Source organism: Micromonospora sp. HUAS YX12 (assembly GCF_040215685.1).
Lineage (GTDB): Bacteria > Actinomycetota > Actinomycetes > Mycobacteriales > Micromonosporaceae > Micromonospora > Micromonospora tulbaghiae.
Map to the genome: position 1 here is coordinate 4,392,552 of NZ_CP157974.1, position 26,341 is coordinate 4,418,892.

Consider the following 26,341-nt stretch of genomic DNA (forward strand, 5'->3'; position numbering starts at 1 on the left):
CGGCGAGGATGTTGGTCCGGAACAAGCCCGAAAAGTTTCGGTAATCCATCGCTTCACGCAGTGGCAGAGCCGCTGTCGCCGGCCCGTCCGTGCTGATCGGACGCCCTTTCCGGCAGCTGGAACGCCCGTTCAGGGCTCGGTGCGCGGTTACCACAACATTTCCGGAACTTGTTGACAGGATGAACCGGGCCTCCAATACTGTGGCCATCGGCGCATCTCGATTGACGTCGATGTCCGACCACCACCGTGGCGCGGTTGTCGCCCCGGTCCCGCCGTCCGCGGGCGGGCGAGCACCGCTGCTCGCGCCACCCGGCTGGCCGCCCGCCAGCCGTCACAGGGAGGAAACCCGTCCATGAAAGACGCCCCCGTCCGTACGGGCATCCGCAGGCGCGGACGCCTCAAGATGGTCCTCGGCGGCGCCTGCGCCGTGGCGCTGATCGCCGCCGGGACGACGGCTGTCGTGTCGAGTCCGGCGTACGCGCAGACCGTCACGTCGAACTCGACCGGCACGCACAACGGCTACTTCTATTCCTTCTGGAAAGACAGTGGCAACGTCTCGATGACCATGGGCAACGGCGGTCAGTACAGCACCCAGTGGAGCAACATCAACAACTTCGTGGCCGGCAAGGGCTGGAACCCGGGCTCGCGCCGCACGGTCAGCTACTCCGGCAGCTTCAACCCGTCCGGCAACGCGTACCTGACGCTCTACGGCTGGACGCGCAACCCGCTGGTCGAGTACTACATCGTGGACAGCTGGGGCAGCTGGCGCCCGCCGGGCAGCGGCTACATGGGCTCGGTGTCCTCCGACGGCGGCACGTACGACGTCTACCGGACCCAGCGGGTCAACGCTCCCTCGATCGAGGGCACCCGGACGTTCTACCAGTACTGGAGCGTCCGGCAGTCGAAGCGCGTGGGTGGCACCATCACCTCCGGCAACCACTTCGACGCCTGGTCGCGCTACGGCATGAACCTCGGTACGCACGACTACCAGATCATGGCCACCGAGGGCTTCCAGAGCAGCGGCAACTCCAACATCACGGTCGGCGGGACCAGTGGCGGCAACCCGACCACCCCGCCGCCGAACAACGGCGGCTGCACGGTCAGCGTCAGCCGGGCCGAGGAGTGGGGCGACCGGTTCAACGTGACCTTCTCGGTCAGCGGCACCAGCAACTGGGTGGTCAGCATCCAGACCCAGGGCGGGCAGAGCCTCCAGAACAGCTGGAACGCGTCCGTCAGCGGCACCAGCGGCACGCTCACCGCGCGCCCGAACGGCAACGGCAACAACTTCGGCATCACGCTCTACAAGAACGGCAACAGCAACACACCGACGGCGAGTTGTTCCGCCGCCTGAACCCTTTTCCGGGGAGGGGGTGCCGCGCGTCAGGCGCGCGGCACCCCCGTTTTCGCGTGCCCGGACCGCGGTGGTGTGACTGCCGACACACCCGGGCAAAAACTTGATTCATTCCAAAAGACCGGACTAAGGTCGTCGCATGACGGCCGACTTCGAGACGCAGCTCCGGGCGGTCTCGTTGCGGGTGACCCGGCCCCGCCTGGCGGTGCTGGCCGCGCTGCGTGACCACCCGCACGTCGACACCGACACGGTGATCGCCCTGGTCCGCGCCGAGCAGCCCACCGTCTCCCACCAGGCGGTCTACGATGTGCTCCGGGCACTCACCGACGCCGGGCTGATCCGGCGCATCCAGCCGGCCGGCGCCACGGCCCGCTACGAGTCGCGGGTGGGGGACAACCACCACCACGTCGTGTGCCGTTCCTGCGGCGCCATCGCCGACGTCGAGTGCGCCGTCGGCCGCGCCCCCTGTCTCACCGCCTCCGACGACCACGGCTTCGTGGTGGACGAGGCGGAGGTCGTCTACTGGGGCACCTGCCCCGGCTGCGCGGCCGACCGCACCGCCCAGTGATCCGCCAGTTCGGAAGGAAGCAGATGAGCGACAGCCAGGACAACCGGCCCGTCAGCCCGCAGGGCGTGGACGCCAAGGAGGCGGCCGGCTGCCCGGTCGCGCACGACTCCGTGACCGCGCACGGCAGCGAGAGCGAGAACCCGGCGATCGACTCGCCGACCCCGAAGACCGGCGGTCGTCCGCGCACCAACCGCGACTGGTGGCCCAACCAGCTCGACCTGTCGGTGCTGCACGCCCACTCCTCCAAGGGCAACCCGCTGGGCCCGGAGTTCAGCTACGCCAGGGAGTTCGCCAAGCTCGACGTCGAGGCGCTCAAGCGGGACATCACCGAGGTGCTCACCACCTCGCAGGACTGGTGGCCGGCCGACTTCGGCCACTACGGCGGCCTGATGATCCGCATGAGCTGGCACGCCGCGGGCACCTACCGCATCGAGGACGGCCGCGGTGGCGCCGGCGACGGCGGGCAGCGGTTCGCCCCGCTGAACAGCTGGCCGGACAACGCCAACCTGGACAAGGCCCGCCGGCTGCTCTGGCCGGTCAAGCAGAAGTACGGCCAGAAGATCTCCTGGGCCGACCTGCTGGTGCTCGCCGGCAACGTGTCCCTGGAGTCGATGGGCTTCAAGACCTTCGGCTTCGGCTTCGGCCGCGAGGACGTCTGGGAGCCGGAGGAGATCTTCTGGGGCCCCGAGGACGCCTGGCTCGGCGACGAGCGCTACGCCTCCGAGAAGGAGATGGTGGCCGGCGTCGGCGCCACCGAGATGGGCCTGATCTACGTCAACCCGGAGGGTCCGCGCGGCAACGCCGACCCGCTCGCCGCGGCGCACTTCATCCGCGAGACGTTCCGCCGGATGGCGATGAACGACGAGGAGACCGTCGCGCTGATCGCCGGCGGCCACACGTTCGGCAAGACCCACGGCGCCGGCCCCGCCGACGGGCACGTCGGCCCCGAGCCGGAGGGCGCGCCGCTGGAGGCGCAGGGCCTGGGCTGGCTGAGCACGTACGGCGAGGGCAAGGGCGGCGACACGATCACCAGCGGTCTCGAGGTGACCTGGACCGACCGTCCGACCCAGTGGAGCAACCGGTTCTTCGAGATCCTCTTCGGCTACGAGTGGGAGCTGACCACCAGCCCGGGTGGAGCCAAGCAGTGGGTCGCCAAGGACGCCGAGGCGATCGTCCCGGACGCCCACGACCCGTCGAAGAAGCACAAGCCGACCATGCTCACGACCGACCTGTCGCTGCGCGTCGACCCGGCGTACGAGAAGATCTCCCGCCGTTTCCTGGAGAACCCGGACGAGTTCGCGCTGGCGTTCGCCAAGGCCTGGTACAAGCTGCTGCACCGTGACATGGGCCCGGTCAGCCGCTTCCTCGGCCCGTGGGTGCCCGAGGCCCAGCTCTGGCAGGACCCGGTGCCGGCCGTCGCGCACGAGCTGGTGAACGACGCCGACGTCGCCGCGCTCAAGGCGAAGGTGCTGGAGTCCGGCCTCACCACCGCCCAGCTGGTCTCCACCGCCTGGGCCTCGGCCGCGAGCTACCGCTACACCGACAAGCGCGGTGGCGCCAACGGCGCGCGGATCCGGCTGGAGCCGCAGCGCAACTGGGAGGTCAACCAGCCGGAGCAGCTCGCCACCGTACTGGCCACCCTGGAGGGCATCCAGCAGGAGTTCAACTCCGCCGGAGGTGCCCAGATCTCGCTCGCCGACCTGATCGTGCTGGCCGGTTCGGCCGCGGTCGAGCAGGCGGCGCGGGACGCCGGTGTCGAGGTGACGGTGCCGTTCCACCCGGGTCGTACCGACGCCACGCAGGAGCAGACCGACGTCGAGTCGTTCCGGGTGATGGAGCCGCGCGCCGACGGGTTCCGCAACTACCTGCGGCCGGGCGAGAAGACCCAGCCGGAGGTGCTGCTCGTCGACCGCGCGTACATGCTGAACCTGACCGCGCCGGAGATGACCGTCCTGGTCGGCGGCCTGCGCGCGCTCGGCAACAACGTCGGCGGCGCCGCGCACGGCGTGCTCACCGACCGGCCCGGCGTGCTCACCAACGACTTCTTCGTCAACCTGCTCTCCCCGGGCACCCGGTGGAAGGCGGCGGAGTCCGAGGAGCACGTGTACGAGATCCGGGACCTGGCGACCGACCAGGTGAAGTGGACCGCCACCGCGGTCGACCTCATCTTCGGCTCCAACTCGCAGCTGCGGGCGCTCGCCGAGGTCTACGCGAGCGACGACGCGCGGGAGAAGTTCGTCCGCGACTTCGTGGCCGCCTGGACGAAGGTCATGGAGCTGGACCGCTTCGACCTGGCCTGATCCGCCGTACCTTCCCGAGCCCCGGTCCGTCGCGCCGCGACGGGCCGGGGCTCGCCCGTGGCCCGGCTCAGCCGCCGCGCCGCTTCGCGCGAATGATCACGCTGAACTGGCCCTGCGACTCCATCCGCACCTCCTTGACCTGGTCCAGGCGCTCGACTCCGTGCCGACGGAGCTGGCTGAACAGCTCGTCCTCGGTGATCAGCTCGCGGCGCATGTTGCGGTGCAGGATGCGGCCGTCGCGGACGAGCAGCAGGGGACCGGGGTTGACCAGGCGCGCGACCGCGGGCCAGCGGTAGGACAGCACGTCGAGCAGGTACGCCCATCCGATGATCACGGCGACCAGCAGCACGCCGTCGGTGATGGAACGGTAGTCGTCGGCCATCGCGTTCTGCGCCGCGTCGGCGATCAGCACGATCACCAGCAGGTCGGTCACGCCGGTGCCGCCGCTCTCCCGCTTGAGCAGCACGCGGAGCAGGACGAAGATCGTCAGGTAGACCACGCTGCCGCGAAGCGCGATCTCCCACAGCGGGGTGTCGGGGATCAGCAGCCGCCGCCAGTCGCCCACGCCCGCTCCTACCCGGAACCGGCCGCCCCACACCAGGGCGGGTCACCGGTCGCCGTGGTTGCCCTCCCAATGCCCGCCGAGGGCGGGCTGACGGCCGTTGTTCCGGATCCGCAAACGTTGGAAGATCTGCTCGGAAGTTGCGGTCGTCCCGCCAAGCGGTTCGCGGTGTCCCGAGAGCGGGAATCCCGTCCGGCCGCAGCCCGATGGATCCGGCATGGATCGCCGCTGGTGGCCGGGAATCCGCGCCCATCCGTGTTGCCTGCGGGTTTCGAAAAACGGCCCGTCCCCGTCACCCTGGGGACGGGCCGCATCCGGTCAGGCCCGGACCCGGGCCCCGGCCTCCGGCGCGGTGGTGGTGGCGCCTCGGCGGCCTCCACCCCTGGTCGCCGCCAGCGCGGCGGCCAGGCACACCCCGGCGGCGACCACCAGCGGCGGCCGGCCGCCGGCGGTGACCGCCGCCGACCCGAGCGGGATGGCCAGCGTGATCGGGCCGAACATCGCCGTGTTCGCCGTCCCGGCGACCCGCCCCAGCATCGCCTGTGGCGTGTACGTCTGCACGGCGGTGACCGCCGCGACGAGCGTCCACGGCAGACCCACTCCGGCCACCACCGAGGCGGCCACGGTGCCCGGCCACCACGGCAGGCAGCGACCCAGACAGCCGGCCGAGAACAGGACCGCGCCCGCGACACCGACCGCGGTCTCGCCGCGGCGGCGGACGAGCCGGCCGACGGCCAGCCCGGCGAGCAGCGACCCGGCGCCCTGTGCGCTCGCGAGCACACCGAGGAACGTCGACGGCAGCGCCAGGTCCGTCACCACCACGTCGTACAGCGCCGCGGTGGTGAAGCCGGACATCGCGATGGACACCGCCGCGAGCGCCACGGGTACGCGTACCGCCCGCCGGGCCAGGAGCGCGGCGAGCCCGTCCCGTACTCCCGCCGGGCGTGCGGCCGGGGGAGCGGGAACGGTCCGCGTCAGGCGCAACGCGCCGTACAGGGCGGCCACGAGCACCGGTACGGCGGCGGCGAGCACCGCGACGACGTGCCCGCCCCGCCACGCGTACAGACCCGCCCCGGCCAGCGGCGCCACCAGCTTCATGCCCTCCTGCGCGCTCGATCGCCAGCCGTTGACGTCGGCCAGCCGGGCCGGGGGGAGCGCGGCGGGCAGCAGGGCGGTCTCGCCGGCGTCGACGAGCACGTAGCCGATGCCGTAGGTGAGCGAGACGGCGTAGATCAGCCACGTCTGGCCGGGCCCTCGTACGGCCAGCAGGCTCAGCAGCGCGGCGGCGAGCGCGAGGTTGACGCCGATCACCAGGGGGCGCCGGGGCACCCGGTCGAGCAGGCCGCCGAGCCACGGTCCGGCCAGCGTCGGGGCGTAGACGCAGAGACCGGCCAGCGCGGCGAGGCCGGTGGAGCCGGTGAGGTCCAGGATCCAGATGCCGGAGACCAGGGCCATGGCGCTGCCTCCGAGGCCGGACAGCAGCGAGACGGCCACGAACAGGAACGCGTTGCGGCGCATGAGTCCCCCGAGAGTTGAGCCTGGAGGACTCATCCTCGGGACATGAGCCGGACCGAGGCAACACTTCAGCCTTGCGTCAATGCGCTGTTGACAGGGCTGTCGTGATCCGGCGGGCGGCGTCGCGCACCGGAACCGGCAGCCGGCGCCCGGCCCCGGCCAGGTCGTCGGCGAGGTGCGCGGCCAGCGCGTACAGCGGTCCGGCCGGGGCGTCGAGCGCGAGCGCGCAGGTGCGGCGCGTCAACGCCGCGCGGGGGAGACGGCCGTCCCACGAGCGGTCCGTCTCGATCCAGCGGTGCAGGTCGGCGACTGCCGCCCGGAGCGCCGGCACGTCGGGGGAGCCGGCCGGGTCGAGCCGGGTCAGGCGGTCCCGCCGGGCCGCCACGAGGCGTTGCCGGCGCTGCTCGGCGGCCTGCCGGCTGCCCAGGCCCAGCGCCCGCGCGATCTCGGCCCAGGTGGCGCCGTCGTGCCGGGCCCGGTCGATCAGGTCCAGTTCGCGCTCGTCCAGCCGGACCCGGGCCGCGGCGATCTCGGACAGTCGGGCCAGGGTCATCCGTCAACGCTACATTGACACCCGTTCGCCGGGTGTCAGTCCTCCGGGACGCCCGGGCCCACCTCGCCGCGCGCCAGGTGCTCGGCGTTGCGGTCGGCCTCGCTCTCCGCGTTCTCCGCCCCGGCGCCCGGATCCCGGGTACGCCGCCCCTCGGCGTCCTGGAACACCTGCCCGCGCTCGAGCGCGTCCTCCTGCTGCCGCTGGAACTGCTCCGGATCAGTCATGACCGTCAGGTGCCCCGGCCGCCGTGCGGCAAACCGGTCCGTCAGCGCGGCGGCGAGACGTACAGGCCCGTCCTGCAGCCCGTCTCGCCCGGCTCCAGCCAGATCCGGTCGTACCCCGGGGTCTCGATCTTCCCGGCCGGCGTGCGGACGAGCAGCAGGCAGTCCCGTTCGGCCGGTACGCCGACGGCGGCGACGAGCGCGCCCTCGTGCACCGTCGTGTCGACAGTGATCCAGTCCTGCGGGAAGGCCGCCCGCACGGCGCCGGCCAGCGTGTCCGGGGTGGCGGTGCGCAGCACGGCGGTGAGCCGCTGCCGCCCGTCCTCGGGCACCCTCGGCACCGGCGCGGCGGTGGGTGGCGGGGGAGCGGCGCCACTCGGACAGCCGATCTCGCGGTACGTCGTGTAGCGGTAGAGCTGGAACTCGTAGCGGTAGCAGCGGGTGGCCTCGCCGGCGGTGTTGCTCGCGCCGCCGATCGACACCGGCGGCCGCTCCGGCACTGTCACCACGAACCGGACGTCGACAGTGGCCCGCTCGTCCCCGGCGGTGCGGCCGGACCAGGCCAGCGCCTCCCGCCGGACGGTCGTGTCGCCGCCCGACGTGGCGTCCCCCGCCTCCCGGACGATCTCCGTGGCCGCGATCGACCCGGCGTCGCGTACCCGGTTGCGGTGCCCCAGGTCCGTGTTGAGCTGCTTGGCCTCCACCGCCGCGGCGTCGCGCGCCAGCGTGTCGCCGCTCTCCTCGCCGAACCCCTTCCCGCATCCGGCCGATGCGAGGAGGAGCACCGCGAGCGCCCAGCGGATCCACCGGTGACGGGACGGAGGTCTCGGCCCGGTGGCGCTGTGTGTCCGGCTCACCGCGCCGACGTTACCGGCGAGCCGGGCGCCGCGCTGCCCCGTACCGCGGGGGCCGTTGGTCCCGGGTCCGACAGGCCCTCGGCCCTGCGAACCGGGCCCGCTCGCGCGGCATGCTGAGGTTGCCCGGCGCGGGCGGCGACGACATGGAGGACGATGTGGTGATCAACGGCGGGCCCGCTACAGCGACGACGCCCACCGAGATCTCTCCGGCCCCCGCGACCGGGCTCGGCTCGGCCGAGGCGGCCGCCCGGCTGCGCGCCGACGGGCCGAACACCGTGGCCGCCCCGCGCAAGCGCGGGTTGGCCGGCCGGGTGTTCCGCCAGCTCACCGACCCGCTGGTGGCGCTCCTGCTGGCCGCCGCCGTGGTGACGACGCTGCTGCGCGACTACCCGGACACCGCGGTGATCGTGCTGGTCGTCCTGATCAACACGGCGATCGGCGTGGTGCAGGAGGTACGCGCCGACCGGGCCGTCGCGGCGCTGGACCGGCTCGCCGCACCGACCGCGCGCGTGGTCCGCGACGGCCGTGACCTCGTGCTGCCCGCCGCCGACCTGGTTCGCGGCGACCTGGTCCGGCTGGAAGCAGGCGACGTGGTGCCCGCCGATCTGGACCTCACCGACGCGGTACGCCTCAACCTGGACGAGTCGGCGCTGACCGGCGAGTCGGTGCCGGTGGCCCGGGTCGCGGGGGAGGAGGCGAGCGCGGGCACCGTGGTCACCACCGGACGCGCCACCGGGACCGTGGTGCGCACCGGCGCGGCGAGCGCGCTGGGCCGGATCAGCGCCCTGGTCGCGGCGACCCGACCGGCGCCCACTCCGTTGCAGCGACGCCTGTCCTCGCTCGGCCGGGTGCTCGGCCTGACCGCCGTGGTGCTCTCCGGGCTGGTCTTCGCGATCGGCGTGCTCGACGGGCGGCCGGTCACGCAGATGGCGGTCACCGCCGTCAGCCTCGTGGTGGCGGCCGTGCCGGAGTCGCTGCCCGCTGTCGTCACGCTCGCGCTCGCCCTGGGCGCGCGCCGGATGGCCGGCAGCCGGGCCATCCCCCGCCGGCTGCACGCGGTGGAGACCCTCGGCTCGGTCACCGTGATCGCCTCCGACAAGACCGGCACGCTCACCGAGGGCCGGATGGCGGTGCAGTACGCCGTCGTACCCGGCCGCGACCGCTACGCCGTCACCGGCACCGGCTACGCGCCCGACGGCGAGGTGCACCACCGGGGCGAACCGGTGAGCGCCCCGGACGAGCTGCGCGCCCTCGCCCGCGCCGGGCTGCTCTGCAACGACGCCACCGTGACGCCGCCGACCGGCGAGCGGCCGGAGTGGACCGCGATCGGTGACCCGCTTGAGGCGGCGCTGGTCACGTTCGGCGCCCGCTGCGGCCTGGACCCGGACACCACCCGCGACGCCTGGCCCCGGGTGGCGGAGGCCCCGTTCGACCAGGATCTGCGCCGGATGACCACGGTGCACCGCCGCTGCGACGGGCGCTACCTGGTGGTCTGCAAGGGCGCGCCGGAGAACCTGCTGGCCGCGCCGCTGGTGGACGCCGACGCCGGGGAACTGGCCGAGCTGGCCGACGCCGCGCACCGGCTCGCCGCCGAAGGGCTGCGGGTGCTGGCGGTGGCGTCGGCGGTTGCCGACACCCTGCCGGACCCGGCCCGGCCGACCGGCCTGCGCCCGCTGGGGCTGGTCGCGGTCGGCGACCCGCTGCGCGCGGCGGCGCCCGGCATCGCCGCGGGCTTCGAGGAGGCCGGCATCCGGCTCGTCCTCATCACCGGCGACCACCCGGCGACCGCCGCCGCCATCGGCGGGCGGCTCGGTCTCTGGCGCGACGGCGACCCGCTGGCGAACGGCGACGACGGCGACCCCGGCCGCGCCCACCCCGAGACCCGGGTGTACGCGCGGACCCAGCCGGAACAGAAACTCGACATCATCGCCGGCCTCCAGACCCAGGGGCACGTGGTGGCGATGACCGGCGACGGCGTCAACGACGCCCCGGCGCTGCGCCGCGCGGACATCGGCGTGGCGATGGGCGGCGGCACCGAGGTGGCCCGGCAGGCCTCCGACCTGGTGCTCGTCGACGACGACCTGACCACCGTGGCGACCGCCATCGGCGAGGGCCGCCGGATCTACGACAACATCCGCCGGTTCCTGCGGTACGCGCTCGCCGGTGGCGTCGCCGAGATCGCGGTGATGCTGCTCGGCCCGCTGTTCGGCCTGCCGGTGCCGCTGCTGCCGGCGCAGATCCTCTGGATCAACCTGCTCACCCACGGCGTTCCCGGTGTGGCGCTCGGCGCGGAACCGGCCGAGCCGGGCACGCTGCGCCGGCCGCCCCGCTCGCCGCAGGAGTCGGTGCTCGGCGCCGGGCTGGGCCGGGACGTGCTGCTCACCGGCGCGCTGATCGCCGCGGCGACGCTCGGCGCCGGCGTGTGGGCCGCGGCGGCGGACCGGCCGTGGCAGTCGGTGGTGTTCGTGGTGCTCGGCCTGGCCCAGCTCGGCGTGGCGCTGGCGGTACGCGCCACCCGTACCCCGGGCGCGCGTGAACGCAACCTCGCGCTGCCGGTGGCGGTCGCGGTCTCCGCGGCTCTCCAGGTGGCGGGCGTGCTGCTGCCGCCGCTGCGGGAGCTGCTCGGCACGTCCCCGCTCAGCGCGCCCGACCTGCTCGCCTGCGCCGCGATCGGCGTGCTGCCCGGTCTGGTGCTGCGGCTGGCCCGCCGCTTTCGCGGGACCAACGGCCCCCGGGCCGGGACCGCCGGCCCTGCCGGGCCGGCCGCCGGACGGGCAGGCTGAGGACGAGTGAAGGAGGACGTCATGACGATCCACTCGCAGGGCCCGGTCGTGGTGGGCGTGGACGGCTCCGCCGCCTCGCTGGACGCGGTCCGGGTGGCCGCCCGCGAGGCCGCCGACCGGAACCGGCCACTGCGGGTGGTGCACGCCTTCATCTGGCCGCTGACCCGCGCGCCGCTCACCCCGGCCCCGGGTGCGCCCGCCGGCGCCGGCCTGCGCAACCAGGCCGAACGCGTCGTCGCCGAGGCGGTCGCCGAGGCCGGCAAGGTCGCCCCGGACGTACCTGTCACCGGCGTGGTGGTCGACGGCGCGCCGGCGGCGGTGCTGGTCGCCGAGTCCCGCGAGGCGGCGCTGACCGTGCTCGGCCACCGCGGTCTGGGCGGGTTCGCCGGCCTGCTGATCGGTTCGGTGACGCTCCAGGTGTCGGCCCGCGCGCACTGCCCGGTGCTGGTGACGCGCGGCGAGGCGCGCGCCGACGGCCCGGTCGTGGTCGGCGTGGACGGCTCCGAGCTGTCCACCGCGGCGGTCGGGTTCGCGTACGAGGAGGCCGCCCGCCGGGGCGCGCCGCTGATCGTGGTGCACGCCTGGCTGTACCCCACCCCGATCGGCCCCGGCGACATCCTGCCGCTGGTGTACGACCCGGAGGCGCTCGCCGAGGATTCCCGGCGAGTCGTCGCCGAGTCGATCGCCGGCTGGGCCGAGCGTTACCCGGACGTGCCGGTGCGGCAGCGGTCGATGCGCGGTGCCCCGGCCCGGGTGCTGGTGGAGGAGTCGAAGGACGCCCAGTTGGTGGTGGTCGGCGCGCACGGCCGGGGCGCGCTGGGCGGGCTGCTGCTCGGCTCGGTCAGCCACGCGGTGCTGCACCACGCCCACTCGCCGCTGGTGATCGTGCGCAACCGCGCCTGACGCCGCGACTGCGCCTGACGCCGCCGCGGCGTCAGGCGCTGCGGACCGTGGTGAGATCGGCCAGCCCGGAGATGGTCAGCAGCGGCTCCAGCAGCGGGCCGGCGATCAGCGCGATCCGGCCGGCGTGCGGGAACAGCGCGGCCAGCCCGGCGCCGTCCAGGTACTCCACCTTGGTGAGGTCCACGACCAGAGGTTCGCCGTCGGGGCGTACCGCTTCGGCCAGCGCGTCGGCGAAGGCGGACGCGTTGCTCATGTCGATCTCACCGACGGCGGCCAGCACGCGGGCGCCGTCGGGACGGTCGCTCGTGGTGAGCGTCAGGGACGTGCTCATGGCCTGATCCTCGCCTGCATGTCGACTGTGGTGCCGGTGGCCCCAGGGGTGACGCTGATGCTGTCATTCAGTGCGCGCATGAGCACGAGTCCTCGGCCGCGGTGCGGGTCGGGGGGCCGGTTCCGGTCCCGCCACCGGCCGCTGTCGGTGATGCTCAGGCGCAGGTCACCGGCCGTGGCGGCGGCGCGCAGCCGGATCCGCCCGCCCGGATCGTCGCGGTGCCCGTGTTCGACCGCGTTGGCGCACGCCTCACCGGCCGCCACCAGGATGTTGTAGGCGTGGGCCGGGGCCAGCCCGCAGCGGTCCAGCCATCCCCGCAGCGCGGTGCGGACCTCGGCCAGCCGGGTCGACTCGGCCGGGAACTCCAGCTCCAACGGCCCGGGATGGCGGTAGAGCAGCAGGGCCACGTCGTCGTGGTAGCCGCCGTCGGGGGTGAGCCGGTCCATGATCTCGGTCGCCAGGACCTCGACCGGCGCGTGGTGCCCCTGCTGGATGGCGTCGGTGGCGCGGGCGATCCCGGCGGTGATCGGCTGGCGGCGGCGTTCGACCAGGCCGTCGGTGTAGAGCATCAGGGTGGCGCGCGGCGGCACCGCCGCCTCCGCCTCCGGGCGTTCCTGGCCCGGACGCACGGCCAGCGGCCGGGACCGGCCGTGCTGCAGGAGTTCGGGAGTGCCGTCGGCGCGTACCACGATGGCCGGCGGGTGACCGGCACTGGAGTAGCGCATCTGGCCGGTGGCCGGGTCCAGCACGCCGCAGAAGACGGTGGCGCAGGAGGCGCCCGGCAGCAGCGCGGCGAACCGGTCCAGGGCCACGAGCGTGCGGGCCGGACTCGGATCCTGCAACAGCAGGGCGCGGCAGGCGCTGCGCAGCTGCCCCATCACCGTCGCGGCCCGAAGACCGTGCCCCACGCAGTCGCCGACCACGATGCCGATGCGCCCGTCCGGCAGCTCGACGGTGTCGTACCAGTCGCCGCCGACCTTGAGCGGCATCGCGGCGGGGGAGTACCGGACCGCGAATCCGGCGGGCAGTTGCGCCGGGCCGAGGATCGCCCGTTGCAGGGCCAGCGCGGTCTCCCGCTGCTGGGTCGAGCTGGTGCACCCGGTGCAGCCCCTGACCGATGTGGCCGGCCAGCAGCGCCAGCAGGGTCTGGTCCTGTTCGGTGAAGGGCCGCTTCTCGCCCAGGTCGATCCAGAGCGCCATGGTGCCGTGCGGGTGCTCGACGGCGATGCCGGCGCCGTGCGTACGCGTCGCCACCGGCGTCAGCAGCGGGGTGTCCCGCAGCGCGAGCAACGCCTGCCGGCGCTCCTGCGGCAACGTGTCCCAGCGTGCCGCCGGGTCGGTGGCGGTCACGTCGGGGGCGGGCAGGTCGCCGAAGACGGCGGTGAGCACCCCGGCGGCCCGCCACAGCCTGCGCATCTCGTCCAGCACCCCGAGCAGCGCGTCGGTGAGGTCGTCCGCCTGCGACAGCCGCATGCTGAGCGCGGCCAGGGCGGTCTCCCGCTGCACGGCGTAGTGCTCGGCGGTGACGTCGCGGAACGTGCCGACGATCATCCGGCGGCCGCTGTCCGGGTCGTCGACCTGGTTGAACGCGGCCGAGATCCAGATCCGGTGCCCGTCGCGATGGGTCACCGGCACGGTGTAGGTGCCACGGGTCTGCCCCACGAGCGTCGAGAACGCGGCCGCCACCTGGCGGTGCGCCTCGGGCTCGGCCTCCCGGTCCGGCCACCACGGGTGCACGGCCGGATAGGGCAGGCCCTCGGTCCCGTAGCCGAGGATGCCGGTGAACGCCGCGTTGATCTCGACGACCGCGCCGTCCTCGTCGCAGACGAAGAACGCCTCCTGCAACGAGTCGACGAGCGCGGTACGCCAGCGGGCGTGGTGGTTGCGCAGCCGGGCCAGCTCCACGTTCGCCCGTACGCGGGCCAGCAGCTCGGCGGCCGGGAACGGCTTGACCAGGTAGTCGTCGGCGCCGGCCTCCAACCCCTCGATCGAGGCCTCCTGACCGGCGCGGGCGGACAGCAGCAGCACCGGAGTGCCGGCCGTACGCTGGTCGGCGCGCAGCGCGGCGACCAGTTGCAGGCCGTCCAGGCGGGGCATCATCACGTCGCTGACCACCAGGTCGGGGGTGTGCACGCGGGCGGCGTCCAGCGCGGCCCGCCCGTCGGCGACCGCCTGCACCTCGTGCCCGGCCGAGCGCAGCAGCCGGGTGAGGTACTCCCGCATGTCGGCGTTGTCGTCGGCCACCAGGACGCGGGCCGGCGTCCCGACGGCCGGCGGCTGGACCGGCCCGTCGGCCGGGTCGTCCCCGCCGGCGGCGGCGCCCGGGTCGGCGGGCAGCCAGCGCAGCGCCTCCTGCACGAACGGCTCGGCCGACGCCGGCGTCCGGCCGGCGCCCGCCGGGGCGAGCGCGTCGGCGGGCAGGTGGGCGGCGCCGAACGGCAGCCGGATCGTGAAGGTCGTGCCCCGGCCCACCGTGCTGTCCGCGTCGATGTCGCCGCCGTGCAGCGTGACCAGTTCCTTGACCAGCGCGAGGCCGATCCCGCTGCCCTCGTCGGAACGGGAGCGGGCGTTCTCGATGCGGTGGAACCGCTCGAACAGGCGCGGCATCTCGTCGGCGGGTACGCCGACGCCGGTGTCGGAGATCCGCAGCACCGCCGAGTCGCCCTCGTCGCGCAGCTCCACCCGGATCGTGCCGTCGAAGGTGAACTTCAGCGCGTTGCTGAGCAGGTTCAGCACCACCTTCTCCCACATGCCGCGGTCCAGGTGCACCGGCTCGGGCAGGGGCGGGCAGTCCACCTCGAAGGACAGGCCGGCCCGCTCGATCGCCGACCGGAAGGCGCTCGCCAGGTCGGCCGTCACCGCGGCCAGGTCCACCGGCTCGTAGCGGGCCTGCATCCGCCCGGCCTCGATCCGGGAGAAGTCGAGCAGGCTGTTGACCAGCTTGCCCAGGCGCAGCCCGTTGCGCCGGATGACGTCCAGCTCGGCGCGGACCCGCTCGTCGGCGCCCTGCAACCGGCCGCGCAGCTCCTCCAGCGGTCCCATGATCAGGGTGAGCGGGGTACGGAACTCGTGGCTGACGTTGGAGAAGAACGCGGTCTTCGCGCGGTCCAGCTCGGCGAGTTCCTCCGCCCGCCGCTGCTGCGCCTGGTAGCTGCGGGCGCTGGCGATGCCGGTGGCCAGGTGCCCGGCGGTCAGCTCCACGAAGCCGCGGTACCCGTCGTCCAGCGCCCGGTAGCGGTTCAGCCCGGCGACCAGGAACCCGTACGGCGCCCCGCCCTGCTGCCGCAGCGGCACCAGGAGCGCCTCGGCCGGCGCGGCGGGCCAGACACCCGCGGGCAGGTCCGTGAAGGCCGGGCCGTCGAGCGCGACCCGCACCGACTCGCCCTCGGTGGGAGCGCCGGCCGGCCACGGGGCGGCGGGGTCGCCGAGGGACAGCGTGGCCGGGGCCGCCGGGTGGCCCACCGGCAGCCCGGTCGCCTCCACGAGCCGGGCGCCGCCGTCGCCGTCGTACAGGTAGGTGAGCGTGAACGGAAGATCCTGCGGATTGCGGGCCAGCTGGAGGCTGACGAACGCGAGCGTCTCCTGTTCGGTGCGGATGACGCTCGGGTCCGAGCCGAGGTCGCGCAGCGTGGCCATCCGCCGCTCACCGATGACCCGCTCGGTGTCCTCACTGACCAAACAGAGCATCCCGACCAGGCTGCCGTCGTCGGCACGCAGCGGGCTGTAGGAGAACGTGTGGTACGTCTCCTCCCGGTAGCCGGCCCGCTCCAGGAACAGCAGCAGGCCCTCGTCCCAGGTCGCCTCGCCGGTGCGCAGCACGGTGTCGACGCGGGGGCCGATGTCGTCCCAGATCTCCGCCCACACCTCGTTCGCCGGACGCCCCAGCGCCCACGGGTACTTGCGGCCGAGGGTGTCCCGCCGGTAGGCGGCGTTGCAGAAGAAGCTGAGCTGCGGCCCCCAGGCCATCCACATCGAGAACCGGGAGGACAGCAGGATCCGTACCGCGGTCCGCAGGCTCTGCGGCCAGGTGTCCGGCGGGCCCAGGGGGTGCGCCGACCAGTCGATCCGCGCCAGGTCCGGCCCGATCTCACCGTCGACGGCGAAGACGTCGGCGCCCGTACGCGGGTCGGTGTCAGCGCCGCTCATCGCCCGAGTCTCCCCCAACCCACCCGATCCCGCTCGTCCAGGCCGCGACGTGCCGCGGCCCCGTGGTCGCTTCTTGCCCCGTCGCGCCCCCGGCACTCCACCCGGAGCGGGGAGATCTGACTCACGTGACGGCAGCGGATCGAGCAGGGTCGTGGGACCACAAAACGAAAGGCAAGGAGAAAGATCTCCTCGCCAGCATCAATATATATCGCATCCCGGGTCTTGCCGCAAGGCCCCCGGTCATGCCGCAGAATCATCGGCCGATGCGGGTTGAGCTGCGAAAACGGGGGCACGGCATGACCGGGCGGTACGTGTGGGAACTGCACGAAGCCGACGAGACGCGGATCGGCGCGGTCGGCGGCAAGGGCGCGCATCTGGGGGCGCTGACGCGGATCGACGGGGTGCGCGTACCCAGTGGTTTCTGCGTCACGACGGACGCCTTCCGGCTGGTGGCGCGGACGCCGTCGCTGGCCGGTCCGCTGGACCGGCTCGCCGGCGCGGACGCGGACGACCCGGCGGCGATCCGGGCGGCCGCCGCCGAGGTGCGCCGCGCCGTCGAGCGGGCCGCGCTGCCCGGCGACGTCGCGGCGGCGGTCACCGCCGCGCTGTCCCGGCTCGGTGCGGACGCCGCGTACGCGGTGCGGTCGAGCGCGACCGCGGAGGACCTGCCGGCCGCCTCGTTCGCGGGCCAGCAGGACACCTATCTGAACGTGGTGGGCACGGCCGAGGTGCTGCGGCACGTCAGCCGCTGCTGGGCCTCGCTGTTCACCGAGCGGGCGGTGACCTACCGGCGGCGCCACGGCATCGACGACCGGGCCGTCGACATGGCAGTGGTGGTGCAGCGGATGGTCTTCCCGGACGCGGCCGGGATCATGTTCACCGCCGACCCGGTCACCGGGAACCGGACGGTGGTCTCGGTCGAGGCCGGTTTCGGTCTCGGCGAGGCCCTGGTCTCCGGCCTGGTGAACTCGGACGTCTTCACGGTGCGCGACGGCGCGGTGGTCGGCCGGACGATCGGCGCGAAGTCGCGGGCGGTGCACGCGGCGCCCGGCGGCGGCACCCGGGAGGCGCCGGTCGACCCGGCCCGGCAGGCGTCTCCCGCGCTGACCGACGCGCAGGCGGTACGCCTCGCCGCGCTGGGCCGGCGGATCGAGGCGCGCTTCGGCCGCCCGCAGGACATCGAGTGGGCCCTGACCGGGGACGACGTCCACATCCTGCAGAGCCGGCCGATCACCACGCTGTTCCCGGTGCCGGCGGCCGCCGCCGACGGGCGGTTCCACGTCTACCTGTCGGTCGGCCACCAGCAGATGATGACCGACGCCATGAAGCCGCTGGGCCGGTCGATGTGGCGGCTCACCGCCATGGCGCCGATGCACGAGGCGGGCGGCCGGCTGTTCGTCGACGCCACGCCGCACCTGGCCACGCCGGCGGGCCGTGCCGCGTTCCTGGACATGATCGGCCGGACCGACCCGCTCACCCGGGACGCGCTGGAGACGGTCCTCGCCCGCGACGTCGTGCCGGCCGCGCCGGACCCGGCCCCGGCCGGCCCGCCAGCGGGCGGGCCGCCACAGCCGATCGACACCGACCCGGCGATCGTCACCACGCTCGTCGAGCGCAGCCAGGCGTCCGTCGCCGCGCTGCGCCGCGACCTCGGCACCCGGTCCGGACCCGAGCTGTTCGACTTCCTGACCGAGGCGTTCGCCGAGCACAAGCGGGTGCTCACCGATCCGCTGAGCGGCCAGGCGATCATGGCGGGGATGCAGGCCACCTGGTGGCTCGACGACAAGCTGGGGGAGTGGCTCGGCGAACGCGACGCGGCCGACATGCTCACGCTGTCCGCGCCCGGCAACGTCACCTCCGAGATGGGGCTGGCGCTGCTCGACGTGGCCGACGTGATCCGCGCGTACCCCGACGTGGTGGCGTTCCTGCGGGACGCCGCCGACGACGGGTTCCTGGACGACCTGCTGAAACTGCCGGGCGGCCCGGAGGCGCGCGAGGCCATCGAGGGCTACCTCGACCGGTACGGCATGCGCTGCGTCGGCGAGATCGACATCACCCGGCCCCGGTGGAGCGAGCGCCCGGCCACGCTCGTGCCGCTGATCCTGGACAACGTCCGCAACTTCGCCCCGGGCGCCGCCGCGCGCCGCTTCGCGCAGGGCCGGGAGCGGGCCGAGGCGAAGGCCCGGGAGGTGCTCGACCGCCTGCGCGCGCTGCCCGGCGGTGAGCGCAGGGCCGCCGAGACGCGGGCGATGATCGAGCGGGTACGGACGTTCGCCGGCTACCGGGAGTACCCGAAGTACGACATCGTGAGCCGGTACGCCGTCTACAAGCAGGCGCTCATGGCCGAGGCCGGGCGGCTGGCGCGCGCAGGTGTGCTCACCGCTGCCGAGGACGTCTTCTACCTGACGTTCGACGAGTTCCGCGAGGTCGCGGCCACCGGCCGGGTCGACGCCGCGCTGATCCGCAGGCGCCGGGAGGAGTTCCGGGCGCACCAGGCGCTCACTCCGCCCCGGGTGCTCACCTGCGACGGCGAGGCGCTGAACGGCTCGTACCGGCGCGACGACGTGCCCACGGGCGCCCTGGTCGGGCTGCCGGTCTCGGCCGGCGTCGTCGAGGGGCGGGCGCGGGTCGTGACGGACCTGGCCGACGCAGGCCTGGAGCCGGGCGACATCCTCGTCACCGCGCACACCGACCCGAGCTGGACGCCGCTGTTCGTGGGCGCCGCGGGCCTGGTGACCGAGGTGGGCGGGCTGATGACGCACGGCGCGGTGATCGCCCGGGAGTACGGCCTGCCGGCCGTGGTGGCGGTGCCGGACGCGACCCGGCTGATCCGCGACGGCGGGCGGATCCGGGTGCACGGCACCGACGGGTACGTCGAGCTGCTGTCCTGACCGGCGCGGCATGCTCGATGATGGACGTGCGGCGAGCGGGGGAGGCGCGATGCGGATCGGGGAGCTGTCGGCGCGTACCGGGGTCAGTGCCCGGTCCATCCGGTACTACGAGCAGCAGGGCCTGCTCGCCGCCGTGCGCACCGCGAGCGGGCAGCGGGTCTTCGCCGAGTCGGCGGTGGACCGGGTCCGGCTCATCCAGCGTCTGTTCGACGCCGGGCTGAGCAGCCGCCGGATGGCCGAGCTGCTGCCCTGCGTGACCGATCCGGAGATCCGCACCTCGTGGCTCACCGACCGGCTGCGCGAGGAGCGGGCCCGGATGACCGCCGAGATGGCACGGCTCGCGCACGCCGTCGCGGTGCTCGACGACGTGGTGTCCGACATGACGGTGACCGAGGACACCCGGGATCCGGCCGCCTGAGCGCTTGCCCTTGACACCGGTGTCAACTCCTAGCGTCGGGTCATGAACGCGACCCTGGACACCGGATCGCCGGTGGCGCCGCTGCTGGAACCCGTCACCGTCGCCGGACTGCCGTTGCCGTCCCGCTTCGTGATGGCGCCGATGACCCGTAACCGCGCGCCGGGTGGCGTGCCGACGCCGGAGATGGCCGGCTACTACCGGCGCCGCGCCGCGGCGGGCGTCGGCCTCATCGTCACCGAGGGCGTGCTGGTCGACCATCCCAGCGCCGGGCACGAGGACACCGTGCCCCGGATGACCGCCGGCGCGGCCGAGGCCGGCTGGCGGGGCGTGGTCGAGGCCGTGCACGCCGCCGGCGGCCGGATCGCCGCGCAGCTGTGGCACCTGGGCAGCCTGCGCGAACCGGTGGACGGCCGTCCGGCGTGGACCCCCTCGGGGGTACGCGAGCCGGGCCGCCCGGCGCCGCACGCGATGACCGCCGCCGACGCGGACGTGCTGCTGGCGGCGTACGCGGACGCGGCCCGGGTCGCCGTGCGGGCCGGGTTCGACGCGATCGAGATCCACGCCGCGCACGGCTACCTGCTGGACGAGTTCCTGTGGCCGTACACGAACCGCCGGACCGACGCGTTCGGCGGCTCACCGGCGCGGCGTGCGGCGTTCCCGGCAGCGGTGGTGCGTGCGGTACGCGCCCAGGTGCCGGCGGGCCGCCCGGTGATCGTGCGGTTCTCCCAGTTCAAGGAGCGGGCGTTCGACGCGCGGATCGCCGAGACCCCAGCCGAGCTGGCGCAGATCCTCACCGCGTTCGCCGAGGCCGGCGCGGACGTCCTGCACGCCTCGCAACGCCGCTTCTGGCAGCCGGCGTTCGCCGGCTCGGCGCTGAACCTGGCCGGCTGGGCGAAGCGCCTCACCGGCCTGCCGTCGATCACCGTGGGCTCGGTCGGGCTGCGGCGGGAGTTCCTGCGCCCGGACGGCCCGGAGTCGGTGGCGGGCCTGGCCGCACGGCTGGCGGACGGGGAGTTCGACCTGGTCGCGCTCGGCCGCGCGCTGCTGGGCAACCCGGCGTGGGTGACGCACGCCGCCGCCGGCCGGCTGGGCGAGATCGTCGACTACCGCAAGGCGCACGAGGACGTGTACCCCTAGGACCGGGGTGCCCCGCAGGGGTTGACGCCGGGGGATGTTATCGCTCACAGTCGATGGCAGGGCATGAGCGCCGCAAGGCTCACCGGGCGAGCCGCGCTGGTCGTACCTCGACACCACCGCCACCGGAGGCGGGGGTCGAGGAGTCGCACCACCACCATCGCGCAACCCCCGGAAGAGGAATCCGCATGAGACGAAAGAGAGCCTTGCTGACCACCGGCATCCTGGCCGGCGCGCTCGCCGCCGGGATGGCGGTGGCCCTGGCGCCGGCCGCGAGCGCCGGCACCACGCTGCGCGCGGCGGCGGCCGAGAAGGGCCGCTACTTCGGCGCCGCGGTCGCCACCGGCAAGCTGTCCGACAACACGTACGCCACGGTGCTGAACCGTGAGTTCAACTCCGTGGTGGCCGAGAACGAGATGAAGTGGGACGCCACCGAGCCGCAGCAGGGGCGGTTCAGCTACGGCGGCGGCGACCGGCTGGTCAGCCACGCCCGCGCGAACGGGATGTCCGTACGCGGGCACACGCTGCTCTGGCACGCCCAGCAGCCGTCGTGGGCGCAGAGCCTGACCGGCAGCGCGCTGCGTAACGCCGCGATCAACCACGTCACCCAGGTCGCCACGCACTTCCGCGGGCAGATCCACTCCTGGGACGTGGTGAACGAGGCGTTCGCCGACGGCGGCAGCGGCGGGCGCCGCGACTCGAACCTGCAACGCACCGGCAACGACTGGATCGAGGCGGCGTTCCGGGCGGCCCGCGCCGCGGACCCGGGCGCGAAGCTCTGCTACAACGACTACAACACCGACGGCATCAACGCGAAGTCGACGGGCATCTACAACATGGTCCGCGACTTCAGGTCGCGCGGCGTGCCGATCGACTGCGTCGGCTTCCAGTCGCACCTGGGCACCACGATCCCCGGCGACTACCAGGCCAACCTCCAGCGCTTCGCCGACCTGGGCGTCGAGGTGCAGATCACCGAGCTGGACGTGATGACCGGCGGCAACCAGGCGAACATCTACGCCGCGGTGACCCGCGCCTGCCTGGCGGTGTCGCGCTGCACCGGCATCACGGTGTGGGGCGTACGGGACTGCGACTCGTGGCGCGGCTCGGACAACGCGCTGCTGTTCGACTGCGCGGGCAACAAGAAGGCGGCGTACAACGCGGTGCTGGACGCGCTAAACGCCGGCGGCAACAACCCGCCGCCGACCACGACCCCGCCGCCGAACAACCCGACGACGCCACCGCCGGGGCAGGGCGGGTGCTCGGCCTCGGTGTCGCTGAACTCCTGGACCGGTGGGTTCGTCGCCACGGTGAAGGTGACCGCGGGCTCGTCGGGCACCCGGGGGTGGACCGTCACCATGACCCTGCCGGGCGGCGCGAGCATCACCAACACCTGGAGCGCGACGGCCAGCGGAAGCAGCGGCACGGTGCGGTTCGCGAACGTGAGCTACAACGGCCAGCTGGGCGCCGGTCAGAGCACCGAGTTCGGATTCCAGGGCAACGGCAGCGGATCGGGCATGACGCCCACCTGCTCCGCGACCTGAGCCTGCCACCGCGGGGGCGACGCGACGTCGCCCCCGCGGTGCCCCCGCCACGTCGTCCCGTCCGACCTGGACTGCCGTCTCTGTTACGAGAAAGAGACATGCGCATTTCGCGCGATTGGTTGACGGGGCAACTTGTGAGCGTTAACACTCCCCGTGAGGGTTACCTGTGTCACAGGGACCGCCACGACAGGGAGGACGCTCGTGCGCAGACGACTTCTGGCCGCACTCAGCGGTGCCGCGCTCGCGATCAGCCTGGCCGCCTGCAGCGGCGAGGGCGCGGGAGGCGGCGGAGACACCAGCTCGGCCAAGCCCGGCGACCTGACGATCGGCGTCTCGATGCCGACGCAGACCTCGGAGCGGTGGATCGCCGACGGCAACTCGGTGAAGGAGAAGCTCCAGGCGAAGGGCTACAAGGTCGACCTCCAGTACGCCGGGGACGACATCCCGACCCAGTCGCAGCAGATCGACCAGATGATCACCCAGGGCGCGGACGTGCTGGTCATCGCACCGATCGACGGCACCGCGCTCAGCGGCCAGCTCCAGGCCGCCGCGGCGGCGAAGATCCCGGTCATCTCCTACGACCGGCTCATCCGCAACAGCCCGAACGTCAGCTTCTACGTCAGCTTCGACAACTACAAGGTCGGCGTGGCGCAGGCCAACGCGCTCCTGGTCGGGCTCGGCCTGCTCACCAAGGACGGCGCCAAGGGCACCGCGACCGGCCCGTTCAACGTGGAGCTGTTCGCCGGCTCGCTCGACGACAACAATGCCGGGTTCTTCTTCAACGGGGCGATGGACACGCTCAAGCCGTACTTCGACGCCGGGACGCTGAAGGTCAAGTCCGGGCAGACCAAGATCGAGCAGGCCGCCATCCTGCGCTGGCAGCAGGAGACCGCGCAGAAGCGGATGGAGGATCTGCTCACCTCCAGCTACAACGACGGCAGGAAGGTCGACGGCGTGCTGTCGCCGTTCGACGGCCTGTCCCGGGGCATCATCACCGCGCTCCAGAACGCCGGCTACCGCGGCGGCGCCAAGAAGATGCCGGTGGTGACCGGCCAGGACGCCGAGGTCGCCTCGGTCAAGCTCATCAACGACGGCGTGCAGGGCTCGACGGTGTTCAAGGACACCCGGCTGCTGGCCGAGCAGGCGGTCATCGCCGCCGAGGCGTTCCTGCGCAAGGAGGAGCCGAAGGCCAACGAGACCAAGGCGTACAACAACGGCGTCAAGGTCGTGCCCGCGTTCCTGCTACCGGTGCAGACCGTCTACAAGGAGGACATCAAGTCCGTCCTGATCGACTCCGGCTACCTGACCGAGCAGGAGGTAGCCGCGGGCCGGGCCGGCTGACCCGCGGCGACGGGCCCGGCGGCCGCCCGCGCCACCGGGCCCGTCCGCTCCGGACACCACGACCACGAGCAGGACGGATACCCATGAGCGATCACATCCTCGAGATGCGTGGCATCACGAAGACCTTCCCGGGCGTGACCGCGCTCCAGGACGTCTCGCTCGCCGTACGGCGCGGCGAGATCCACGCGATCTGCGGTGAGAACGGCGCCGGCAAGTCCACCCTGATGAAGGTGCTGTCCGGCGTCTACCCGGCGGGCAGCTACGACGGCCAGATCGTCTTCGACGGCGAGCCGGTCGGGTTCCGGGGGATCCAGGACAGCGAGGCCCGCGGCATCGTCATCATCCACCAGGAACTCGCCCTGGTGCCCTACCTGTCGATCGCCGAGAACATCTTCCTCGGCAACGAGCGCCGCGGCCGCGGCGGTCTCATCGACTGGCACCGGACCAACGCGGAGGCCGCGGCGCTGCTGCGGTCGGTCGGGCTGCACGAGAACCCGGTCACCCCGGTCATCCAGCTCGGTGTCGGCAAGCAGCAGCTCGTGGAGATCGCCAAGGCGTTGTCCAAGAAGGTACGGCTGCTGATCCTCGACGAGCCGACCGCGGCGCTGAACGACGTCGACTCGGCGCACCTGCTGGACCTGATGCGCCGGCTGCGCGACCAGGGCATCACCTGCATCATGATCTCGCACAAGCTCGGCGAGATCACCGCCGTCGCCGACTCGACCACCGTGATCCGCGACGGCCGTACCGTCGAGACGCTGGACATGTCCGACGGCGCCGTCACCCAGGACCGGATCATCCGCGGCATGGTCGGCCGCGACCTGGCCGCCTTCTACCCGACCCGCAGCGTGACGCCCGGCGACGAGGTGCTGCGCATCGAGGACTGGTCGGTGCGGCACCCGACCCAGGACCGCCTGGTCGTCGACCGGGCCTCGCTGCACGTGCGCGCCGGGGAGGTCGTCGGCATCGCCGGCCTGATGGGCGCCGGGCGCACCGAGCTGGCGATGAGCGTGTTCGGCCGGGCGTACGGCCGGGACATCAGCGGCCGGCTGTTCGTCAGGGGCCGCGAGGTACGGGCGCGGACGGTGGCCGAGGCGATCGCGAACGGCATCGCGTACGCCACCGAGGACCGCAAGCACTACGGCCTCAACCTCATCGACGACGTGCGGGCAAACGTCTCGGCCGCCGCGCTCGGCAAGCTGGCCCGGCGCGGCTGGATCGACGGCAACCGTGAGATCCAGGTCGCCGAGCGGGGCCGGCGCGACATGAACATCAAGGCGCCGACGGTGATGTCGGTGGTGGGCAAGCTCTCCGGCGGCAACCAGCAGAAGGTCGTGCTGGCGAAGTGGCTGTTCACCGACCCGGACGTGCTGATCCTCGACGAGCCGACCCGGGGCATCGACGTGGGCGCGAAGTTCGAGATCTACACGATCGTCAACCGGCTGGTGGCCGACGGCAAGGCCGTCGTGCTCATCTCCTCCGAACTGCCCGAGCTGCTCGGCATGTGCGACCGCATCTACACCCTGGCAGCCGGCCGGATCACCGGGGAGACGCCGGTGGCCGAGGCCACCCAGGAGAACCTGATGGAACTCATGACCAAGGACAGGGATCTCGTCCGATGACCAGCACGAAGCCTCCCCCCGCCTCGAAGATCGCCACCCCGGACACCGGCGCGGCGGCGACCCTGCACACCGGCACCAGCGACCCGCGCGCGCTGATCCTGGGCAACCTGCGGCAGAGCGGCATCTACATCGCCCTGGTGGTGATCGTGGCACTGTTCGCGGTCCTCACCGACGGCGTCTCGCTGAGCCCCGGCAACCTGACGAACATCGTCCTGCAGTACTCCTACATCCTGGTGCTCGCGATCGGCATGGTCATCGTGATCATCGGCGGGCACATCGACCTGTCCGTGGGATCGGTGGTGGCGCTCACCGGAGCGGTCTCGGCGGTGCTCGTCATCCGCGAGGGCATGCCCTGGTGGGCCGGTGTCCTGGCCGCGCTCGCGGTGGGCGTCGCGGTCGGCGCGTGGCACGGGCTCTGGGTCGCGTACGCCGGCATCCCGGCGTTCATCGTCACCCTGGCCGGCATGCTCCTGTTCCGTGGCCTGACGCTGCGCGTGCTGGACAACATCTCGCTGTCGCCGTTCCCGGAGGAGTACCAGCGGGTCGCCGCCGGCTTCCTCAACGGACTGCTGGGCGGCCAGGGCTACGACGCCTTCACGCTGTTCATCGGCGCGTTCGCCGTGGCCGGGTACGCGGTGAGCGTGTTCCGGACCCGGGTCGCCCGGGTGCGCCACGAGCAGCCGGTGGAGTCGTTCCCGCTGTTCGTCCTGCGGATCGTGGTGGTCGGCGCCGTGGTCATGTGGTTCGCCTGGCAGCTCGCCCACGCCCGGGGCCTGCCGATCGTGCTGATCGTGCTGGCAGTGCTCGTGCTCGTCTACGGCCTGCTCACCCGCCGTACGGTGTTCGGCCGTCAGGTGTACGCGATCGGCGGCAACCTGCCCGCGGCGATGCTGTCCGGCGTACGGGTGAAGCGGGTCAACTTCTGGATCTTCGTCAACATGGGCTTCCTGTCCGCCGTGGCGGGCGTGATCTACTCGTCCCGGTCCAACGGGGCCCAGCCGGCGGCGGGCAACATGTTCGAGCTGGACGCGATCGCGGCGGCGTTCATCGGCGGCGCGGCCGTCACCGGCGGCGTCGGCACCGTGGTCGGCGCCATGGTGGGTGGCCTGATCATGGCGGTGATGAGCAACGGGATGCAGCTCATGGGCGTCGACCAGTCCGTCCAGTCGGTGGTGAAGGGCCTGGTGCTGCTCGTCGCGGTGGCGTTCGACATCTGGAACAAGCGCCGGGCCGCCGGCGCCCGGTGACGGCCGGCCGGACGCTCGCCCCTTCGTCCGGCCGACCGCCGTTCACCGGCCGTAGCC

19 protein-coding genes and 2 pseudogenes are annotated in these 26,341 nt (G+C 73.2%); 12 read left to right on the forward strand and 9 right to left on the reverse strand.

All coding sequences use genetic code 11. From position 1 onward, the window contains the following. The first annotated feature begins 352 nt into the window (after positions 1 to 352). From ABIH81_RS21045 to katG, 3 genes are all read left to right on the forward strand, one after another. The gene (locus ABIH81_RS21045; RefSeq protein WP_349876610.1) at positions 353 to 1,351 is read left to right on the forward strand and encodes a glycoside hydrolase family 11 protein; all 999 of its coding nucleotides are present in this window, start codon (positions 353 to 355) and stop codon (positions 1,349 to 1,351) included. Positions 1,352 to 1,490: 139 nt separating this feature from the next. Then, entirely contained in the window at positions 1,491 to 1,919 is a 429-nt protein-coding gene (locus ABIH81_RS21050; RefSeq protein WP_302907400.1) for a Fur family transcriptional regulator, read from the forward strand. Positions 1,920 to 1,942: 23 nt separating this feature from the next. Next, positions 1,943 to 4,219, forward strand: coding sequence for a catalase/peroxidase HPI (gene katG, locus ABIH81_RS21055; RefSeq protein WP_349876611.1), 2,277 nt, complete (start codon positions 1,943 to 1,945; stop codon positions 4,217 to 4,219). A 67-nt stretch (positions 4,220 to 4,286) separates the two neighbouring features. Here katG and ABIH81_RS21060 read toward each other — a convergent pair whose 3' ends face one another. The 5 genes from ABIH81_RS21060 to ABIH81_RS21080 form a co-directional block, all read right to left on the reverse strand. Beyond that, positions 4,287 to 4,784, reverse strand: coding sequence for a YetF domain-containing protein (locus ABIH81_RS21060; protein ID WP_349876612.1), 498 nt, complete (start codon positions 4,782 to 4,784; stop codon positions 4,287 to 4,289). Positions 4,785 to 5,099: 315 nt separating this feature from the next. Continuing rightward, a complete protein-coding gene (locus tag ABIH81_RS21065; protein WP_349876613.1) occupies positions 5,100 to 6,299 on the reverse strand; it encodes an MFS transporter in 1,200 nt (399 codons plus the stop codon). A gap of 76 nt (positions 6,300 to 6,375) precedes the next feature. After that, the gene (locus ABIH81_RS21070) at positions 6,376 to 6,849 is read right to left on the reverse strand and encodes a hypothetical protein (protein WP_349876614.1); all 474 of its coding nucleotides are present in this window, start codon (positions 6,847 to 6,849) and stop codon (positions 6,376 to 6,378) included. A 35-nt stretch (positions 6,850 to 6,884) separates the two neighbouring features. After that, positions 6,885 to 7,073, reverse strand: a complete 189-nt coding sequence (locus tag ABIH81_RS21075; RefSeq protein ID WP_278090764.1) for a ribonuclease — start codon at positions 7,071 to 7,073, stop codon at positions 6,885 to 6,887. 41 nt (positions 7,074 to 7,114) lie between these two features. Next, positions 7,115 to 7,927, reverse strand: coding sequence for a hypothetical protein (locus tag ABIH81_RS21080; RefSeq protein WP_349876615.1), 813 nt, complete (start codon positions 7,925 to 7,927; stop codon positions 7,115 to 7,117). 110 nt (positions 7,928 to 8,037) lie between these two features. Here ABIH81_RS21080 and ABIH81_RS21085 point away from each other — a divergent pair, with 110 nt between their 5' ends. Then, entirely contained in the window at positions 8,038 to 10,710 is a 2,673-nt protein-coding gene (locus ABIH81_RS21085; RefSeq protein WP_349876616.1) for a cation-transporting P-type ATPase, read from the forward strand. A gap of 21 nt (positions 10,711 to 10,731) precedes the next feature. Beyond that, the gene (locus ABIH81_RS21090; protein ID WP_349876617.1) at positions 10,732 to 11,613 is read left to right on the forward strand and encodes a universal stress protein; all 882 of its coding nucleotides are present in this window, start codon (positions 10,732 to 10,734) and stop codon (positions 11,611 to 11,613) included. Positions 11,614 to 11,644: 31 nt separating this feature from the next. Here ABIH81_RS21090 and ABIH81_RS21095 read toward each other — a convergent pair whose 3' ends face one another. The 4 genes and pseudogenes from ABIH81_RS21095 to ABIH81_RS21110 all read right to left on the reverse strand — a co-directional run. Next, positions 11,645 to 11,944: an STAS domain-containing protein gene (locus ABIH81_RS21095; protein WP_349876618.1), complete on the reverse strand. Its 300-nt coding sequence runs from the start codon at positions 11,942 to 11,944 to the stop codon at positions 11,645 to 11,647. Continuing rightward, complete coding sequence (locus ABIH81_RS21100) at positions 11,941 to 12,318, reverse strand: ATP-binding protein (RefSeq protein ID WP_349881171.1); 378 nt, start codon at positions 12,316 to 12,318, stop codon at positions 11,941 to 11,943. The genes ABIH81_RS21095 and ABIH81_RS21100 overlap by 4 nt, the downstream gene beginning before the upstream one ends. Before the next feature lie 69 nt (positions 12,319 to 12,387). Beyond that, a pseudogene (locus ABIH81_RS21105) lies at positions 12,388 to 12,933 on the reverse strand (PP2C family protein-serine/threonine phosphatase); the annotation flags it as partial. Between the two features lie 574 nt (positions 12,934 to 13,507). Further along, positions 13,508 to 16,090, reverse strand: a pseudogene (locus ABIH81_RS21110) (ATP-binding protein); the annotation flags it as partial. Positions 16,091 to 16,386: 296 nt separating this feature from the next. On the opposite strand from ABIH81_RS21110, the gene rph reads away from it, so the two are divergent. From rph to mmsB, 7 genes are all read left to right on the forward strand, one after another. After that, a complete protein-coding gene (gene rph / locus ABIH81_RS21115; protein ID WP_349881172.1) occupies positions 16,387 to 18,981 on the forward strand; it encodes a rifamycin-inactivating phosphotransferase in 2,595 nt (864 codons plus the stop codon). Positions 18,982 to 19,030: 49 nt separating this feature from the next. Beyond that, positions 19,031 to 19,399, forward strand: a complete 369-nt coding sequence (locus ABIH81_RS21120) for a MerR family transcriptional regulator (RefSeq protein WP_302907416.1) — start codon at positions 19,031 to 19,033, stop codon at positions 19,397 to 19,399. A gap of 42 nt (positions 19,400 to 19,441) precedes the next feature. Then, a complete protein-coding gene (locus ABIH81_RS21125; protein ID WP_349876619.1) occupies positions 19,442 to 20,536 on the forward strand; it encodes a 12-oxophytodienoate reductase in 1,095 nt (364 codons plus the stop codon). Positions 20,537 to 20,721: 185 nt separating this feature from the next. Further along, positions 20,722 to 22,074: an endo-1,4-beta-xylanase gene (locus ABIH81_RS21130; RefSeq protein ID WP_349876620.1), complete on the forward strand. Its 1,353-nt coding sequence runs from the start codon at positions 20,722 to 20,724 to the stop codon at positions 22,072 to 22,074. A 201-nt stretch (positions 22,075 to 22,275) separates the two neighbouring features. Then, a complete protein-coding gene (gene chvE / locus ABIH81_RS21135) occupies positions 22,276 to 23,415 on the forward strand; it encodes a multiple monosaccharide ABC transporter substrate-binding protein (protein ID WP_349876621.1) in 1,140 nt (379 codons plus the stop codon). Positions 23,416 to 23,498: 83 nt separating this feature from the next. Further along, the gene (mmsA, locus tag ABIH81_RS21140) at positions 23,499 to 25,037 is read left to right on the forward strand and encodes a multiple monosaccharide ABC transporter ATP-binding protein (protein ID WP_349876622.1); all 1,539 of its coding nucleotides are present in this window, start codon (positions 23,499 to 23,501) and stop codon (positions 25,035 to 25,037) included. After that, positions 25,034 to 26,284, forward strand: a complete 1,251-nt coding sequence (mmsB, locus tag ABIH81_RS21145; protein ID WP_349876623.1) for a multiple monosaccharide ABC transporter permease — start codon at positions 25,034 to 25,036, stop codon at positions 26,282 to 26,284. The genes mmsA and mmsB overlap by 4 nt, the downstream gene beginning before the upstream one ends. The last annotated feature ends 57 nt before the right edge of the window (positions 26,285 to 26,341 follow it).

Excerpts from the sequence above, each read along its gene's own strand:
- ABIH81_RS21045 (WP_349876610.1), top strand. The coding sequence starts at position 353 with ATGAAAGACGCCCCCGTCCGTACGGGCATCCGCAGGCGCGGACGCCTC.
- ABIH81_RS21050 (WP_302907400.1), top strand. The coding sequence starts at position 1,491 with ATGACGGCCGACTTCGAGACGCAGCTCCGGGCGGTCTCGTTGCGGGTG.
- katG (WP_349876611.1), top strand. The coding sequence starts at position 1,943 with ATGAGCGACAGCCAGGACAACCGGCCCGTCAGCCCGCAGGGCGTGGAC.
- ABIH81_RS21065 (WP_349876613.1), bottom strand. The coding sequence starts at position 6,299 with ATGCGCCGCAACGCGTTCCTGTTCGTGGCCGTCTCGCTGCTGTCCGGC.
- ABIH81_RS21070 (WP_349876614.1), bottom strand. The coding sequence starts at position 6,849 with ATGACCCTGGCCCGACTGTCCGAGATCGCCGCGGCCCGGGTCCGGCTG.
- ABIH81_RS21075 (WP_278090764.1), bottom strand. The coding sequence starts at position 7,073 with ATGACTGATCCGGAGCAGTTCCAGCGGCAGCAGGAGGACGCGCTCGAG.
- ABIH81_RS21085 (WP_349876616.1), top strand. The coding sequence starts at position 8,038 with ATGCTGAGGTTGCCCGGCGCGGGCGGCGACGACATGGAGGACGATGTG.
- ABIH81_RS21090 (WP_349876617.1), top strand. The coding sequence starts at position 10,732 with ATGACGATCCACTCGCAGGGCCCGGTCGTGGTGGGCGTGGACGGCTCC.
- ABIH81_RS21095 (WP_349876618.1), bottom strand. The coding sequence starts at position 11,944 with ATGAGCACGTCCCTGACGCTCACCACGAGCGACCGTCCCGACGGCGCC.
- rph (WP_349881172.1), top strand. The coding sequence starts at position 16,387 with ATGACCGGGCGGTACGTGTGGGAACTGCACGAAGCCGACGAGACGCGG.
- ABIH81_RS21120 (WP_302907416.1), top strand. The coding sequence starts at position 19,031 with ATGCGGATCGGGGAGCTGTCGGCGCGTACCGGGGTCAGTGCCCGGTCC.
- ABIH81_RS21125 (WP_349876619.1), top strand. The coding sequence starts at position 19,442 with ATGAACGCGACCCTGGACACCGGATCGCCGGTGGCGCCGCTGCTGGAA.
- ABIH81_RS21130 (WP_349876620.1), top strand. The coding sequence starts at position 20,722 with ATGAGACGAAAGAGAGCCTTGCTGACCACCGGCATCCTGGCCGGCGCG.
- mmsA (WP_349876622.1), top strand. The coding sequence starts at position 23,499 with ATGAGCGATCACATCCTCGAGATGCGTGGCATCACGAAGACCTTCCCG.
- mmsB (WP_349876623.1), top strand. The coding sequence starts at position 25,034 with ATGACCAGCACGAAGCCTCCCCCCGCCTCGAAGATCGCCACCCCGGAC.